The sequence below is a fragment of the Niallia endozanthoxylica genome, assembly GCF_008710145.1.
GTDB classification, from domain to species: Bacteria; Bacillota; Bacilli; order Bacillales; family Cytobacillaceae; genus Bacillus_BD; species Bacillus_BD endozanthoxylica.
The window spans coordinates 44,849-61,324 of the sequence record NZ_VYKL01000006.1 but is presented as its reverse complement, the minus strand read 5'-3'; the positions used below and the strand labels follow the sequence as shown (position 1 = coordinate 61,324).

Below are 16,476 nucleotides of genomic sequence, written 5' to 3'. Positions count from 1 at the left end.
AGGTAAAAACTAGTAAAATGAAGACTAAGAGGTTCATGTGGACAGGTCAGTCCCGCGTCCCAGTTAGAAAATGAGTGAAAGAAAGAATAATAAGAGACTTTGAGGTTTGTGCAGCATGTATAAAAATAAACAGGGAAAGTTCTATAGAAAATCTATATTAGCATAGAGCTTTTCTTCATTTCTGATCATGAAATTGGGAAAATGTTCATTACAGTACCCATTAATAGACAAAGTAGATAGAGATGAAATATTATTAAAACCTAAAGCGCTGAATCATTTTATCGTGAAGACAATTATTCGGGATAATGGGAATATATTCAAGAGGGTGATTCAACAGGTTCATCGTTGGCCGAGGGTCTGTCCCTGTGGACCATTTAATTAGTAAAGGGGAATGAGAGGGAGAATGAAGCAATACAATACTCGCGCCATTATGGCGTCGTTACTTATCTGTGGTTTCGTTGGTATGTTCAGCGAGACGGCTCTTAATATTGCAATCAGTAATTTAATGGACGTGTTCCAAATTTCAGCTGCAACCGCTCAGTGGTTGACTACGGGGTTCCTGCTTACTCTTGGTATTCTGATGCCGTTGACTGGGTTGCTGCTACAATGGTTTACCACTAGGCAATTGTTTATCGGTTCGCTTACAAGCTCAATCATCGGTACGTTGATTGCTGCGCTTGCGTTCAATTTCGAAATGCTTATGATCGCACGCGTTCTACAGGCGGCCGGCATGGGGCTGCTGCTTCCGCTTATGTTTAATACAATCCTTGTCGTGTATCCACCGGAGAAGCGCGGGGCAGCCATGGGCTTTGTCGGACTCGTTATTATGTTTGCACCCGCAACAGGTCCGACTATCGCAGGTATTCTAATCGAATATTTAAACTGGCACTACATCTTCTGGATATCACTTCCATTTTTAATCCTTGGTCTGTTAGTGGGACTTAAGTATTTAGAGAACGTCACCGACATCACAAAGCCCCGCATCGATCTATTGTCTGTCGTATTATCAACGATTGGCTTTGGTGGTGTTGTCTTTGGCTTCAGCAAGGCTGGTGAAGGAGTGGAAAGTATAACGAGCACAGTTGTGGTCACTTCCATTGTCGTTGGAGTGGTTGCGCTCGTTTTGTTTGCTCTGCGGCAGATATTTATGCGCGAACCGATGATGGATTTGCGTGTCCTTAAGTATCCAATGTATAATGTGGGGCTATTAATGGTACTCTCTTGTATGATGATTATCTTGTCAAGCATGATTATTCTTCCCATGTTTCTTCAGAATGGTATGAGACTGTCTGCGTTCGCCGCAGGACTTATGCTGTTGCCGGGCAGCGCGCTGAACGGTATGCTGTCGCCGCGCATGGGACGCTTGTTCGACAAGTATGGTCCAAAGTGGCTTGTGATTCCAGGTCTGGTCATGGTAGCAGTCATGTTATGGTTTTTCTCCCACATCTCAATCGAGTCTTCCGTTGCTTTTATTGTCCTATTGCATATCGGACTAATGATTGGTATCTCCATGGTTTGGATGCCGGCGCAGACAAACGGCTTGAACCAGTTGCCGCCGGAGCTATACCCACACGGTACGGCAGTGATGAACACGCTGCAGCAGGTCGCAGGCGCAATCGGCACAGCCGTTGCGATTATCATTCTTACGAGCGGTATGGAGAATTATTTGCACAACTCCCCTGCTCCGAGTAAACAGACAGAGATGGCTAACGCGATGACACTCGGTTCACAGAACGTGTTCTTGTTCGCCATGATTGTGACGCTAATAGGTCTAGCTATCGCATTTTTCATCCGTCGTGTGGTTGTCAATCATAGTTCAATGAATTCGCCGCATTGATGTTCAAAAGGGAGTCTGCGGGCTCCCTTCTCTTTTCACTTTCTAAAAGTTGCGGCTTGATTTGCAGCTGCTGCGTCATTTGACACCTGGAAAAATTAGTAAATAATAAATAACTGGAAAGAAGTGAAGGTTTTGATTACATATAAATACCTCCATCATGTAAGTCTTACGGTTACGGATTTGGAAAAAGCTAAAGATTTCTATAGCAATAAGCTATGTTTAAAAGAAATACCGCGTCCCGACTTTGATTTTCCAGGTGCCTGGTATGAAATAGAGGGACAGCAACTCCACTTGATTGTGGATCCTTCTTCACAGACGATTCGTCAGGATAAACACTTATCAAGCAGAGAAGGTCATTTTGCCCTTAGAGTCGAGAACTACTATGACACTCTTACCTGGTTAAAACAGAATGAGGTAGAAATCCTTGAAAAACGATACGGAAAAAGCGGGTTCGCACAAATTTTCTGTGCCGACCCAGATGGTAATTTGATTGAACTAAACGTCGATCAAAAAGAGCTTTAAATGACCGGGGACAAAGGGACCGCGCTTCAACCCTTTTTTAGAAAAAAGGTTACAAGAGTCAAATAGAGCTTTTACAACAAGTCCATTTAAAAAAGAAAGGAAGTAGGTCAGCTGCTAGAGGTAGAGGATCTGCTTCCTTTTTTATTTTATTAAAAATGGAGCTTTTCGGGGATTTTCTCTTTTTTATGGAAGAAGCATGACAACCGACGCTATGTTTCTCATGAATAAATTGGAAAAGGGGAAGAATAATAGGAAAGGTTAAGTAGGAACGGTATAAAGCAAGCAGTTTTGAGAGGTGAGAGTTGGTCTATGGAAATGAGTGGTTTGTCGAAAGTGGAAGAGTTGGCACTTAAGAAGCTGATGATCTTCCGTAACAGTTTTATTCGTTACCTTGCAAGAGCCGCTCTGTCCAGTATGTTTATTGGCTTTGGGGTGATTGTTGCTTTTAAAACAGGGAATTACTTTTATGTGGAGCATTCCCCTTTCACCTATCCAATGGCCGCTATCACTTTTGGGGCAGCAATCATCTTAATTGCGTACGGCGGCGGTGATTTGTTCACGGGAAATACCTTTTACTATACCTATGCGGCCCTAAGGAGAAAGATGAAATGGGTTCAAGTGGTGCTCCTTTGGATGTCCAGTTATCTCGGGAATATACTGGGGGCAGCTGTCTTTGCAGGATTTATCTTTATGACGGGGCTGTTTGCCGACCATTCCGTAAATGGTTTCCTTCTCAGTGTGGTGGAAAAGAAAATGCATGTTCCTACAATGGAACTGTTTTTTCGGGGAATTTTATGTAATTGGCTAGTGTGTTTGGCTTTCTTCATTCCGATGTTTTTTCAGGAGAATGGGGCGAAGATGTTCGCGATGATGCTATTTGTCTTCTGCTTTTTCATTTCTGGTTATGAACATAGCATTGCTAATATGTGTACGTTCGCGATTGCGCTCGTTGTCGATCATCCTCATACCATATCATGGGAGGGTGTGATACATAATTTAGTCCCTGTCACCATTGGGAATTTAATTGGCGGAGGATTCTTGATGGCAGTAATGTATTACTACGTTAATAAGCCATTCTTAGAAGATTAACTATTTTTAGCAAGGAGTGTTTTTTATCATGAAAAAAACAAAAATTGTTGTGATTGGTGTTGGAGCTGTGGGTTCTACTACAGCCTATACATTGCTTCTCAGACAACGTATGGATGAACTGGTTCTAATAGATGCTAATGTGGATAAGGCGATTGGCGATGCATTGGATATGAATCATGGGATGCCATTTATTGGACGGACCAAGGTTTGGGCAGGATCCTATAAAGACTGTGAGGATGCGGATATTATCATTATTACAGCCGGTTCTGCACAGAAACCAGGAGAGTCGCGGGTTGAATTGCTGAAGCGGAATGTTGGGATTTATGAAAGTATCATCGGCGAGGTCTTAAAGTATAATAACGATGGGATTCTGTTAATTGCGACAAACCCTGTTGATATTATGAGTTATTTTTCATGGAAAAAATCCGGCTGGCCTGTGGAACGAATCATTGGGTCCGGTACATTATTGGACAGCGCACGTTTTCGCTATTTGCTCGGACAAAATCTAAACATTGACCCCCGCAGTGTTCATGCCCATATCGTTGGAGAGCATGGTGATTCGGAGGTTCCATTGTGGAGTCTTGCGAACGTTGCCGGTTCCGAAATAGAATTGGCGGAGAACACAAAAGAATATATTTTCACCAACACAAGAGATGCAGCCTACCAGATCATCAATACAAAAGGCTCCACCTATTATGCCATTGCCTTAGCCCTTGATCGGATTTGTACTGCTATCCTTAGGGATGAAGGGGCTGTACTAAATATCTCCACACTGCTGACAGATTATCACGGCATTTCAGATGTTTACCTTGGTGTCCCATCCATCGTCGACCGCTCAGGCGTTCGAGAGGTATTACAATTAGACATCACAACAGAAGAAAAAGAGCTCCTGCAAAAATCAGCAAACAAAATGAAAGACCTAATCAACTCGATTGAGTCAGCATAACTGGGGTAGGGAAACATCAGAACCGTCCGAGACTGCTGAAAAAGTGTTCACTTTGAACAATGGATGAGAAGTGTCATCAATATACAGGAAATAAAAGGCATTGATTATCTACATATAGTAAGTAATCAATGCCTTATTTTCTTTCATGGACTTTTTCAGCAGCTTCGAACCGTCCCCGAGGCCTTTCCTAGATCATAGATAAAAAAGAAGCAATATTTACTAATGAAGGGGCAATAATAAAAGTTAATAACAAGCTGGGTTGGTTTGATTATTAAGGAGGGCCTTTTGTGAAGAGGAGATTGGAATGGCTAGATATGGGGAAAGGAATTGGGATGGTATTAGTGATTTTTGCTCATGATCACATTCCGAAGCCGCTAAAGGCTTACATATATACCTTTCACATGCCTTTATTTTTTTTCTTATCAGGCTATCTGTTTTCACCAGCTAAGTATCAACGTTTTTCAGCTTTTTTTACCAGCAAATTTAAATCCCTGATTATCCCCTATTTTTCTTTCTCCCTTATCGTATATGTTTGGTTTCTATTTAGATATAAAATGGGGGATACCGATTATTCTGGCAGTTTGTTTAAACCATTACTAGGTACAATCATTGGGGAAAGAAATACAGACTGGACTGTTCATAGTGGGGCGCTTTGGTTCCTAACATGTCTATTTATAACTGAACTGTTGTTTTATTTCATACAAACAAGGCTCAAAAATAATCTATTCGTTGCTATTGCACTCATTATTTCGTCTCTTATCGGTTATTTGTATAGTGAATTTTTAGAAACACCATTGCCTTGGAATATCGATGCCGCTAGTATGGCGGTTCTTTTTCTCGGTGTGGGTTATATGTATAAAGACAGCACAGAGAAATTAAGTCGGTTTATCAATCTAAAGGTATTACTGATTTTTTGTTTCCTTAATATGTTGACTGGATATGTTAACTATCAGCTTTCGGGTGAAAGGATTGATATGTATGAGAGTCAATATGGTAATTATGTGTTGTTTGTCATTTCAGCATTTTCAGGTATTATTGCTTTCCTCATTGCCGTGCAGAAGATCAGAGCGAATGCAGTTTTTCAGTATATAGGTCAAAACTCTCTCATTTACCTGGCACTGCATCAAAGTATTGTCTTTAGTATACTAGATATGGTATTCAAAAAGCTTTTGGACACTGAATCATTGATAATCAGTATTTTGATTGGAACCATTTATACGGTTATTTCCATTATAAGCATTGCACCTGTAGCTTATTTTATAAGAAAAGACTTCCCTTATATCTTAGGAAAGTCAAAAATCTAAGCGCGACACGGGGGTTCATTAATCGAAGCAAGTCATTCGAACGGTCGAAGATATCGGAAGAAATAACACGGCAGGCACCTCGCACCAGTTATAAAATTAAAAAGTGAAGAATAAAAAGATATAGTAAAATAAGGTTCAAATATAAAAAATTAACAAGGAAAGTTCTGCAGAGATTCTATCTTCTCGCAGAGCTTTCTTTTATTTTTTTCTTGATGGAACGAGGAGTTTATCCCTAATAATCAGCCGATCCACTGCACTCTATTGTCCATCCATAAAGTACAATAGACCTTTCCTTATGCACAAAAATTATTGACATTTCTAAAAATATTATTGACTGAAAATAAAGTCTGTACGTATAATTAGGGACATAACCGAAATTAGACCTTATTTATTGTGAATTTTTTAAAAATTAGAACAAGGGGAGGTAAAAGAGAGTGGAAAAATTATATCAACTTTTAGAACAGGAATATGGGGAAATGGTAGAAATCAGACGCCATCTTCACCAGCATCCTGAATTATCCTTTGAGGAAGTCGAAACGCCTAAATACATTGCTAGGTTCCACGAGAAATTAGGACATGAAGTTCGTACAGGTGTAGGCGGACGAGGAGTTGTCGCTACTCTAAAGGGAGGAAAGCCTGGGCCGACCGTTGCACTACGGGCAGATTTTGATGCATTGCCTATTCAAGAGGAGAATGATGTTCCTTATAAGTCAAAGGTCGATGGTGTGATGCATGCTTGTGGTCACGATGGACATACCGCATCACTCTTAGGACTGGCAAAGGTACTGAATCAAATGCAGGAAGACTTGCCTGGAAACGTCGTTTTTATTCATCAGCATGCGGAAGAACTGCCTCCAGGCGGTGCGATTGCCATGATTGAAGATGGATGTCTCGATGGAGTCGATGTGATTTTTGGAACCCATCTTTGGGCAACCTGTCCGCTAGGTGAAATTGGGTATCGTACGGGTCCATTTATGGCAGCTCCCGATCGATTTGATATTAAAATCCAAGGATACGGCGGCCATGGTTCTCAACCGGAATTGACAAAGGATAGTATTGTGATTGCTGGCCAGTTAATCGGAAATCTGCAGCAAATTGTCAGTCGAAAAGTAAGCCCCTTAGATACAGCAGTGGTTTCAGTTTGTTCCATTGAAGCCAAGAATCCGTATAACATTATTGCCGATTCTGTCTCTATGACAGGAACCGTTCGAACATTTACAGAAGAGGTTCGTTCGTTTGTGGAAAAGGAAATTGATCGCGTAACAAAAGGAACATGCCTTGTTTCAGATGCGGACTATACCTATACCTATACAAGAGGCTACCCTCCAACGGTCAATCATAAAGAAGAAACAGAGCTTTTAGCAAGGGTGGCTGGATTGGCTCCAGGCGTAGAATCGGTGAAAGAATATGCTCCGCAAATGGGAGGGGAAGATTTTTCCTATTATTTACAGCATGTAAAAGGAACCTTTTTCTTCACAGGTGCTGAGAAGGCGGGCCGGGAAAGCTCTTATCCACATCATCATCCGAAATTTGATATTGATGAAAGAGCCTTATTAATTGCGGCGCAAGTGCTTGGTACGGCGACGATAGAATATATGAAGAATCATAGTTAAATAGAAAATAACCTAATAGATTCTGGGGAATTTCTATTATCATAGAAAGGAGCCAAAAAAGATGGCTGAAAAACAATATTCATTATGGAAAGATTGGCGTTTACACCTCATTGTATTAGTTGTTGTAATGGCTACAGAAATGATTGGCTCCAAATCGGTATCGATTGGCGTCGGGGTTGTTACATTTTTGCCGATGTTATATGCCATTGTCATTGGATTAGGGTTATACTTCACACCTGTTGTAAAAGAAAAGCAATCGAAAAATGCTGAATCTCTTATTTTTTTAGCAGTAAGCTTATTAATGGCGAAATTTGGCGTTACGATTGGTCCGTCCATTGAAACGATTATCGAAGTGGGTCCGGCATTAATTCTCCAAGAAATCGGAAATCTCGGTACGATATTAATCGCACTGCCTGTAGCAGTCGCTTTAGGTTTAAAGCGTGAAAGTATTGGAATGACCCATTCCATTGCTCGTGAACCTAATGTTGCTTTAATTATGGATAAGTTTGGTCTAAACTCTCCTGAAGGCCGAGGAGTCATGTCTATTTATATTTTTGGTACCGTTTTTGGAGCGATCTTCATGGGGTTGATTGCAGGTATTTTAGCTAGTGCTACACCGCTCCACCCACTATCCTTTGCCATGGCGTCTGGAGTAGGAAGCGGAAGTATGATGGCAGCAGCAAGTGGTTCCTTAATAGCCGGCTTTCCTGAACTAGAAGCCGATATTCTCGCCTTAGCGGGTGCAAGTAATCTGATTTCGACAGGGATTGGGCTATATATCAGTATCTTCCTAGCTCTCCCATTAACAGAGAAACTGTATTCCATACTTATAAAAGTACGGGCAAGAAAATCATCCAATGTTCAGGCAGATGTGGAGGGGTAATCATGTTAAAAAATATACAAGAATGGATTATGGTTCTATTAATTGTTGGAGCGATTACCCTTGTTGGGAACTGGGTTGGCTACAATGTAATGCCTGTTGAGGCGATTCCTGGTATACTCGTTCTTATAGCCATTTCATTAGTTGGTTTAATTCTCGGAAAAATGATTCCGGTTCAAATTCCTGCGGTTGCCTACATTTCTCTTATCGCCATTATCGTATCGATTCCTGGTGTACCAGGTTCAGAGCAGGTGGTCAAGTGGACGTCAAACGTGAACATGCTTGCGATTTGTACACCGATTCTCGCTTACGCAGGGATTGCCATCGGCCGTTCTTGGGCAGATTTTAGAAAGTTAGGCTGGAGAAGTATCATCGTCGGCATGTGTGTATTACTGGGAACGTATCTTGGTTCTGCAGTTATTGCTGAAATCATTCTTCGTTGGCAAGGCATTATTTAACTTCATTCAGCAAATGCTTTTGTACCGAAAGCTTGCAACAGGTACACAAATTCTCCACTTCGATTCAGTGGGGGATTAAACCCAGCTGAATGAAGTTAAGCCTCCGGCGAGTTATGCGATTTTTTACGGTAATTGATCGAGCGGGCTCAGGTAATCCCGACGCAAATTCGACGAGCGAATTTGATGAGAGTAATAGTATTGTAGGTGATGAATTGAGCATCCGATTAGGACTCATTGGTGTTGAGGATAATCTAGAATGGATCCAATCCGTGGTAAAGGAGTATTCAGAATTTGAATGCATCCCCTTTCTTCATTTTTATGAAAAAGATGTTATTAGTATACTAGAAGCTCATTCTCATAAGGTGGACATGTGGTTATTCTCAGGGATTTTCCCTTATTCCGTCGCTGAAAAATGGGGGAGAGTCCAAAAGCCCATGTTTTATGTTCCTTATACGGGGACTAGTTTATATAAAACGTTATATCGTATTTTGTATCATCATCATCTGGACATCAATCAGCTAAGCTTTGATGCGTTAAAGACGTCTGAATTAAAGCAAATATTTGAGGAATTGGATATTGATGATTCTTCTTCCCATTTATATGAAGAACCAAAATCGATAGAAGATGTGGTAGAGTATCATGAACAATTATGGAAAAAGGGTGAAACAAGCGCAGCTGTGACATGTGCATGGCAGGTGCAAAAAGAGCTCGAAAAACGGGGTGTTCCTGTATTTCGTGTGAAGCACACAAAATCAGCCGTTACATCGGTGTTGAATGAAGCTCTAAAAACACAGGAAATGCTGCGATTTAAAGATAGACAAATTGCTGTCCAAATCTTTGAGATGGATTTATTTTCATCGATGTCGATTTCATCCTTTTCTTCTGATGAGATGTATGATATGGAAATAAAAAACACGCAAAAGCTGCTAAAATATGCGAAGAGGATACAAGGTTCGCTGAAAACAGTAAGCCCTGGATGCTATGTTATTTTTACCACACGTGGTGAATTAAGCGATATTACTGATAATTTTAGTGTCATACCTAATCTTGATGAAATCCAGGATATCACGAAAGGGAATATTACCTGTGGGATCGGCATTGGTCCGTCTGCCTACGATGCAGAGATGATGGCAAGAAACGCACTGTTACAGGCTCGTAAACATGGAAAAGAAAACTGGATGGTTGCCTTTGATAATAAAACGTTTAAAGGTCCATTAGGAAAAAAAGAAAGCCTTACCTATTCTTATAACGACAAAGATATGCAAGTGATAAGTGAACGAACTTCTTTAAGTGTGGCGACCATCAGTAAAATTGATTCCATTCTATCAAAAATGGGTCGTTCCGAAATCACCTGCCAAGATCTTGCGACGAAGCTGCAAATCCTGCCGAGAAGCGCAAGGAGAATTATGTCGCAGCTCGAGAAAAGCGGCTATGCAGAGGAAATCGGCGAAGAAACCCCACACCCGCGCGGCAGGCCCAGAAAAGTCTATCGGGTATTGTTGAGAGGGACAGTCCGTTGATTTAGGGAAACGCAGGGTTGGTTCTGCCGTTTCAATCAGTTAGTGAAGCAATCTCATCAGGGGTTGCTTATTTTTTTGTGGTTTTTTTCAAGGAACATCCACAAGGCAACATCAGAAATTGGAGGAAGACAGTTTGCCTTTGGATTTGGGACATATAAAGTTCCTTTTTATTAAAAGGTTATAGACCTTGATTAAAGGATTCATACAGGCGCATTCCTGCATCATGAGGACTGTGCTATTTTTAAGAAGGTCGTTTTAATCCAAAAGAATACCAAGAGAGGTTTTTACATGAAAGAGATCAAATGTATCCCCCAATTCATTTTCATAGAGACAATAAAAGCAGCTAAATCAAGTAAAGGAAACCTAACCCAATCATTATGGAAACTAGATTCCGATACTATTCTGCAACAAGCCAATCAGTTTGCAAGGATCATAGAAAGGTTGGATCAAAAAGAAGGCATCCTCCATGCCTGGTTTAAAGTAGATGATACTATCCCATTTCGTGATTTTATGAAAATCGAAAATCAGTTGGAGAAACTAATGCAGCCTGAGTTTGGAGAAGGTTGGGAAGTGGAGGTTCTTCTCGTTCCCATTAATGAAGAGAAGGATTTTGAAGATATCCTTGAGACAGTAGAGCAGCAAACCCATAAGTTGGCGGTTCGTTATCCATTCGAAATCTTTACCCATGTGGTCGGTTTTGGAGATGCTCTGTTGTCACAGGCTATGACGTTAGAAGGTGTCAAACAATTTGAAGATCGCTACGTTAGCTTATATTGGGACAACGAGCAAACGGTCAGCCATCACATTCGTGTTCGAAAGAATGTCCAGGATTGGCGTAAACAATTTCGTGATTTTGTGGTCGATCACGATTATCAAGCGGCCTTAGAATTGTTAAAGGATTTAGAAGGGAATAACATGACGAAAACACTCAAGTCCTTGCTGCAAATGATGATTAAGCGGCTTAACTTTTCTTTTGATGAGGCATTAAACTATTTAGAAGAAACGAAAGAATACTTATCTAATCATACAGTCTACCAGGAGACACATTCTATCTTAACCTCTCTTCAATCAACAGCGAGCAAAGAAAGAGACCTTGCTAGAATTGTTGAGTTGTATCGTCAACTAGAGGTCTATTTCGAAAAAGAAGATTATCCTTCTTTTCTCGTACGATTTTATCGAGCAAGAGAAGCAGTCCTTTATTATTTATCGCAGCATGGCCAGCCTGTATCATCCCCAGTTAAAATAGGGAAAAATTCATCCATTTACCAAGTGGTTGATCAGCTAGAAGAAAAGTATGAAAGTGGTGCGATTACACAATATTACGGAGCTTATTTTTATCTAAAAAGCAAAAATGTCGCCGATACCTTGCAAGTTCGAAATCATAGTTTCATTGGTCATGGCAGAAAGGGAATTAACCATAGAGACCTATTAACCGCTCATTATGGGACGGCAAGTACTACGGTTAAAAAAGCGAGACATCGTTTTAGGATGGATTCGACTCTGATGTTGAAGGATTTAGAAGCTGAATTGGATGACAATTATGAGCATATCACACGTCTATTGCTGGCAGTCAGCCGCAAACTAGAGAGAAAAGAGGTGAAAAAGGATGAAAAATCTAGTCATTTATCCGTTAAATAAGGAAGGGCAGTACGATGGTTTGATCCAATGGATGAAGGAAAGTCAACTTGATGAAGTAGCGGTCTTATTCTTAGTAGAGCTTGATATGAATGCAAGTCAGGAAGTGATTCGTGAAAAAATTGCCGTATCATTATCTGATAGAGAAGAGGTTCAAATTTTGGAGATCAAGGATGAACATGAATTATCCATCCAAGAGCGGCTTGCGAAAGTAGAGACAGCTTTATTAAATGTAATGAAGAAAAATGATTATCATCTGTACCTAATCCTTAATCAGTGCCAATCCTCTTTTCTGCAAATGGTGATGCATTACTGTGTTTCAACTTTCTATCATCAATTAACGGTTATTTCTGATCCAATGGGCAAGCAAGGAAGTGAAGTTGAATCTATTAAAATAGAACCCTATTTATCGGAAGAAGGTCTGAGTCATCATTTTTACGAATTAGTGATTTCCAATAATTTTAAAGCAGCCAAATCCTTAATCAGTAATCGTGAGCTGCCACATGAACTGGAGAGATTACTGGATTTCGGTCAGGAACTTTTGTCGCTTCAAGTAAGAAAAGGTAAGAACGGAATGGATGACCCATTTACTTTACTGATCTCACAATTAGAAAAGTATGGGGAAAGAGCAGAGGTCCACTATGTGGAAAATCTGAAAAAAATACAGGCTGGCGATCAAAAAGCATTTATTCACTATCTTTATAATTATGCAGAGATTGTGTATGAGGCCAATGATCTGATTGACTTTATTGTGTTGTTTTACCGATTAGCGGAAGAAACGTTGCTCTATTCACTGGGTTGGGATACTCGACCGTATTCTGTACCCAATCGAAATTCCGTTTTTGTACGGAAAGACCAGCCCTTTTTCCTTCAGGTCCCAAATGAGCGGATGACCAATCACCTCCATAGTTATATGAAAGTGTTAAGACGCGAGGTAAGAAGGATAGAAGATCGATACAGAGTCACGATTCGAAGGGATAAATGTGTCGGATTGGAACGGCTGCCTGCAAGGGATCGATATTTTGCCGATTTGTATTTGTTTTTTAAGGATAAAGGATTGGAAGACATCTTAGAGCTGAGACATGAGGGAGTAAGCGGCCATGGTTTTGCCGATTTTAATAAGGAGGAGTTTGAGGCATTTTGCGGCGGTCAATCACCGTTAGAAAAAATGGACTCGTTACTTGCACAGCTCCAATTAAAGCCTCAGTTTTCTCTATTTAAACTTATTCAAAAAGGCATATTAGGATTGGTGCAGGAAAATGACCAATTGTTAGTTCAAGAAATGAGCTGAGGAATTTGAGAGGGTACCTGCGAATTGTAAAAGAAAGCAGGTACCTTTCATTCAAATGAATCCTACTATCTTGGTGGTGTATGGTGAAAAAGGGGGCTAAAAAGGTGGGAAACATGCATAGGGACTTCTATGATGGGATGGCTTAACTTATATAAAAGGTTAGCCATTGTTAGTCCAACCTTGTCCAAAAGTTCTGTTACGCTCATTTTTCGTTTTGCTAACATCCAATCCATGTTAATCATAATCGCCATTTTTGTAACTTTAGACCGTTAAATCATTTTCTGATTTTATATCAATCGCTTCTTTTAAAAGTCTTCGAAGGACAGCAGCAAAGAATGCAATCACCAATGAACCAAAAATGACAATGGACCCTAAGCTAATCACACCTGCTGTGTCTTCATCTGTACCTGCCGTCAGTATCATCACAGATATTAGTCCTGTTAGAACGAATATACTGATGGTAATTGCACAGTATTTGATATACTTCAAGGCTTTAACAGATCGTTCCGAGAAGGCTTTGTTCTGGTCAATATACTTTAAGAGTTTTAATGCTTGGTACAAGGCAAAGAAGAACGGCGTGACCGTTATATACGCACATATCAAAAATGGATATTGCAAGTAGGCAGTCTCTGGATGAGTTGCTGCATCTCTAGTCGCCATCTCAGGGAATCCAAAGATGCACAAAGCAAGAACTGGAGTTCCAATAAGAAAAACAGCTAACTTTAAAAAGAGAGTTGAGCTATGTTTCATAAAAAGTACCTCACTTAAATAATGTTAATTTGATTATAAAATATAATTTATTGTTTATCAATAAAATATTATTGATATTTATTATTTTATTGTTGTTATACAAATACTCTTCAGTTTTTTGTGAAAAATAAAAAGCATTTCTGATTACTTAGAAATGCTTTATCTTCGTCCGCTATGTAATAGTAAAAACGCGAGAAACGTCTCTCCGGTTTACTAAAACTCTTTGCCCCATTCATCATCTAAAATGACACCATCTTCAGCGATGTATTCCATAATAACCGAACCATGTTGCAGGATTTCTTCGCTTTTTAGATAGGTGATGAACTCATTAAGAAGGGTTTCATCCTCGTTGTTCTTTTCTCGAGGAACAGTAATACGGATCGTAGGAGCAACTTCAAACTCCTTATAACTGCTAGGATGAAGAGGGTCAATTCCTAGTTCTTGTCCAATTTGTTCATTAGTAAAGAAAACGAAGAAATCTGATGCTTCTCCAAAATTCTCTTTCATATAAGGTCGTAGTTCAGTTGCTAAATCATCCTCCCATTTATCAGCAATGTACGTGTCTGCCATTTGTTTTGTTTCCTCATCATAATAAACAAAAAACGCTGTATCATTTTTCTTGTCCCTTACCTTAGCGGCATATTCAAAACCAAAGTTCCCCATATTATCATACAAAGTGTCATAGACTTCGAAGTTATCATTAAAGTAATCTTCTAAATATTGCTCTGCTTGAATCTTTACCTTTTCCTCTTCCTCTTTATCAGGTTTCATTTCTGCTAAAAAGATAGCAACAAGCAGTCCAACTCCTAATACGATCACACTCAAAACACCAAGTATAATTTTTAGAAATTTATTCAAAAAATCTCCCCCTTCTATTAATAATCTATCATAAAATTATAACTACCTATTAAAGTAACCTCTCTTTAGGCGCTTGAAAAAGAGAGTTCCGCGAAAATACAAGTTTTCGTGGAACTCTCCTATTTGTTTCGGTTGGCCCAATCTACTTGTTATGATTAGATTTTATTAAATCGTATCGTGACGGCCCTTGTGTTCGCTGAATTTCTGTTACATAAAATTTTCTTTATCTTTTGGACTATTCAACATCATCTTTTCAAGCTCAAGCTTCATTTTCTCCGTTTCGATTAGATAGTTTTCGTGTTTGAGTTTTTCTAGCTCCACTTGGTCTTTCACCATGCTGGCCTTTATTTTTGACTGTTTTTGCAAGTGACCTGTGATAATAGCGATGATGGGAATTCCAAATACCATAATAACAGCAATCGTCCCTGTCATGATTGTCCCTCCATTTTTTGGAATACATATTATTATGTAAAATAGTAACAGAAATTTCTGTGAAATGAAATGCCGTGACAGGTCTTGCATGGTCTTTTTCCGAAACAAATGGAGGATGTTCCTTTGTCTAAAGCATGGGAAGGGTTCTAGCGTTTCACTTTGTGAAACATCAAAACCCTCCCCGCGTTTTACCCTTTTAACACCTGAATCAGCCTAAATATTTGATTCACTGTCATTTGCAATTGATTGAAAGTCACCTTAGGGTCCATTGCTTTTTCCAATGACAGGGGGGAGCTAATGATAGAGAAAATCGAAGTCATTCCAAGCGAATGTAAGGCGTTGGTCTCATCTGTCACGCTTCCGGCCAGTGCAATAACCGGGATTTGATGATTTTGGGCGAGCTTTGCTGCTCCTAGAGGTGCTTTCCCCCTGGAAGTTTGTCCATCTATTTTCCCTTCACCTGTAATAACAAAGTCAGCACCTTCCAAATGCTTCTCCATCTGGACCATGTCTAAAATTAGATTGATACCTGATTCGAGATGTGCACCCAAAAATCCCGAAAATGCCGCTCCTAAGCCACCAGCCGCTCCAGCACCGGCAATACTTTGGATATCCACGTTAAGTTCCTTAAGCGTAATCTCCGCTAACTGTTTTACCCACAGATCAAGCTCCTCAACCATTTCAGGTGTGGCTCCTTTTTGCGGTCCAAATATATGTGAAGCCCCATCTGGTCCGTAAAGCGGATTATTGACATCACAAGCAACTCTAAAATAGCATTGTTTTAAAAGTGGAGTTACTTGGCTCACGTCGATTGTAACAATACGTGATAACTCCTTTGCTCCTAAACCAACCGTTTCTTGCATGTTATCTAAAAAGCGATACCCTAATGCCTGAAGCATACCAACTCCCGCATCGTTTGTAGCACTGCCGCCAAGTCCAATTACGAATTCACGGCAGCCATGATCCATTGCATCTAAAATAAGTTCGCCCACACCATAGGTTGTTGTATAGAAAGGATTACGTTTTTCTAATGGTACAAGTGGAAGTCCACAAGCCTCAGCTACTTCAATGACTGCCGTTTTTTGATCACCTAGAATTCCATAGGCAGCCTGTATCTTTTCTTGCAGCGGGCCTGTCACTTCTTTTTTAACTAATCTTCCTCCTGTTGCCCGTACTAGTGCTTCTACAGTTCCTTCCCCGCCATCAGCTAATGGAAGGGTCACGATTTCCGCAGCAGGGTAGACCTCTTTGATTCCTAAGGCAATCGCTTTACTCCCTTCTAGAGAAGAAATGCTTCCTTTAAAGGAATCAATAGCAATTAATACTTTCATCTTTCACACC

The 16,476-nt window shown here is 40.1% G+C and carries 15 protein-coding genes and 1 pseudogene; 11 read left to right on the top strand and 5 right to left on the bottom strand.

All coding sequences use genetic code 11. From position 1 onward, the window contains the following. Positions 1-403 precede the first annotated feature (403 nt). From F4V44_RS02335 to F4V44_RS02285, 11 genes are all read left to right on the top strand, one after another. Complete coding sequence (locus F4V44_RS02335; protein WP_150438379.1) at positions 404-1,837, top strand: DHA2 family efflux MFS transporter permease subunit; 1,434 nt, start codon at positions 404-406, stop codon at positions 1,835-1,837. A 132-nt stretch (positions 1,838-1,969) separates the two neighbouring features. Continuing rightward, entirely contained in the window at positions 1,970-2,359 is a 390-nt protein-coding gene (locus tag F4V44_RS02330) for a VOC family protein (RefSeq protein WP_150438378.1), read from the top strand. A 309-nt stretch (positions 2,360-2,668) separates the two neighbouring features. Continuing rightward, positions 2,669-3,448: a formate/nitrite transporter family protein gene (locus F4V44_RS02325; protein ID WP_150438377.1), complete on the top strand. Its 780-nt coding sequence runs from the start codon at positions 2,669-2,671 to the stop codon at positions 3,446-3,448. Positions 3,449-3,476: 28 nt separating this feature from the next. Then, on the top strand, positions 3,477-4,394 hold the full coding sequence (locus F4V44_RS02320) for an L-lactate dehydrogenase (RefSeq protein ID WP_150438376.1): 918 nt from the start codon (positions 3,477-3,479) through the stop codon (positions 4,392-4,394). Between the two features lie 287 nt (positions 4,395-4,681). Further along, positions 4,682-5,698, top strand: a complete 1,017-nt coding sequence (locus tag F4V44_RS02315) for an acyltransferase family protein (RefSeq protein WP_150438375.1) — start codon at positions 4,682-4,684, stop codon at positions 5,696-5,698. A gap of 434 nt (positions 5,699-6,132) precedes the next feature. Continuing rightward, positions 6,133-7,311 carry a M20 family metallopeptidase gene (locus F4V44_RS02310; protein WP_150438374.1) on the top strand — a complete coding sequence of 393 codons (1,179 nt, stop codon included), beginning with the start codon at positions 6,133-6,135 and terminating at the stop codon, positions 7,309-7,311. A 61-nt stretch (positions 7,312-7,372) separates the two neighbouring features. After that, on the top strand, positions 7,373-8,194 hold the full coding sequence (locus tag F4V44_RS02305) for a DUF3100 domain-containing protein (RefSeq protein ID WP_150438373.1): 822 nt from the start codon (positions 7,373-7,375) through the stop codon (positions 8,192-8,194). A gap of 2 nt (positions 8,195-8,196) precedes the next feature. Continuing rightward, positions 8,197-8,649 carry a hypothetical protein gene (locus F4V44_RS02300; protein ID WP_150438372.1) on the top strand — a complete coding sequence of 151 codons (453 nt, stop codon included), beginning with the start codon at positions 8,197-8,199 and terminating at the stop codon, positions 8,647-8,649. A gap of 89 nt (positions 8,650-8,738) precedes the next feature. After that, the gene (locus tag F4V44_RS02295) at positions 8,739-10,169 is read left to right on the top strand and encodes a helix-turn-helix domain-containing protein (RefSeq protein ID WP_223881763.1); all 1,431 of its coding nucleotides are present in this window, start codon (positions 8,739-8,741) and stop codon (positions 10,167-10,169) included. Between the two features lie 288 nt (positions 10,170-10,457). Then, the gene (locus tag F4V44_RS02290; RefSeq protein ID WP_150438371.1) at positions 10,458-11,807 is read left to right on the top strand and encodes a hypothetical protein; all 1,350 of its coding nucleotides are present in this window, start codon (positions 10,458-10,460) and stop codon (positions 11,805-11,807) included. Beyond that, positions 11,776-13,095: a hypothetical protein gene (locus F4V44_RS02285; RefSeq protein WP_150438370.1), complete on the top strand. Its 1,320-nt coding sequence runs from the start codon at positions 11,776-11,778 to the stop codon at positions 13,093-13,095. The genes F4V44_RS02290 and F4V44_RS02285 overlap by 32 nt, the downstream gene beginning before the upstream one ends. Before the next feature lie 155 nt (positions 13,096-13,250). Here F4V44_RS02285 and F4V44_RS02280 read toward each other — a convergent pair. The 5 genes and pseudogenes from F4V44_RS02280 to F4V44_RS02260 form a co-directional block, all read right to left on the bottom strand. Beyond that, positions 13,251-13,346: pseudogene (locus tag F4V44_RS02280) on the bottom strand (helix-turn-helix domain-containing protein); the annotation flags it as partial. 10 nt (positions 13,347-13,356) lie between these two features. Beyond that, a complete protein-coding gene (locus tag F4V44_RS02275) occupies positions 13,357-13,845 on the bottom strand; it encodes a DUF2975 domain-containing protein (protein WP_150438369.1) in 489 nt (162 codons plus the stop codon). Between the two features lie 213 nt (positions 13,846-14,058). After that, a complete protein-coding gene (locus F4V44_RS02270; RefSeq protein ID WP_150438368.1) occupies positions 14,059-14,703 on the bottom strand; it encodes a hypothetical protein in 645 nt (214 codons plus the stop codon). A gap of 207 nt (positions 14,704-14,910) precedes the next feature. After that, complete coding sequence (locus F4V44_RS02265; RefSeq protein WP_150438367.1) at positions 14,911-15,135, bottom strand: hypothetical protein; 225 nt, start codon at positions 15,133-15,135, stop codon at positions 14,911-14,913. 188 nt (positions 15,136-15,323) lie between these two features. Beyond that, positions 15,324-16,466, bottom strand: coding sequence for a glycerate kinase (locus F4V44_RS02260; protein WP_150438366.1), 1,143 nt, complete (start codon positions 16,464-16,466; stop codon positions 15,324-15,326). Positions 16,467-16,476 lie beyond the last annotated feature (10 nt).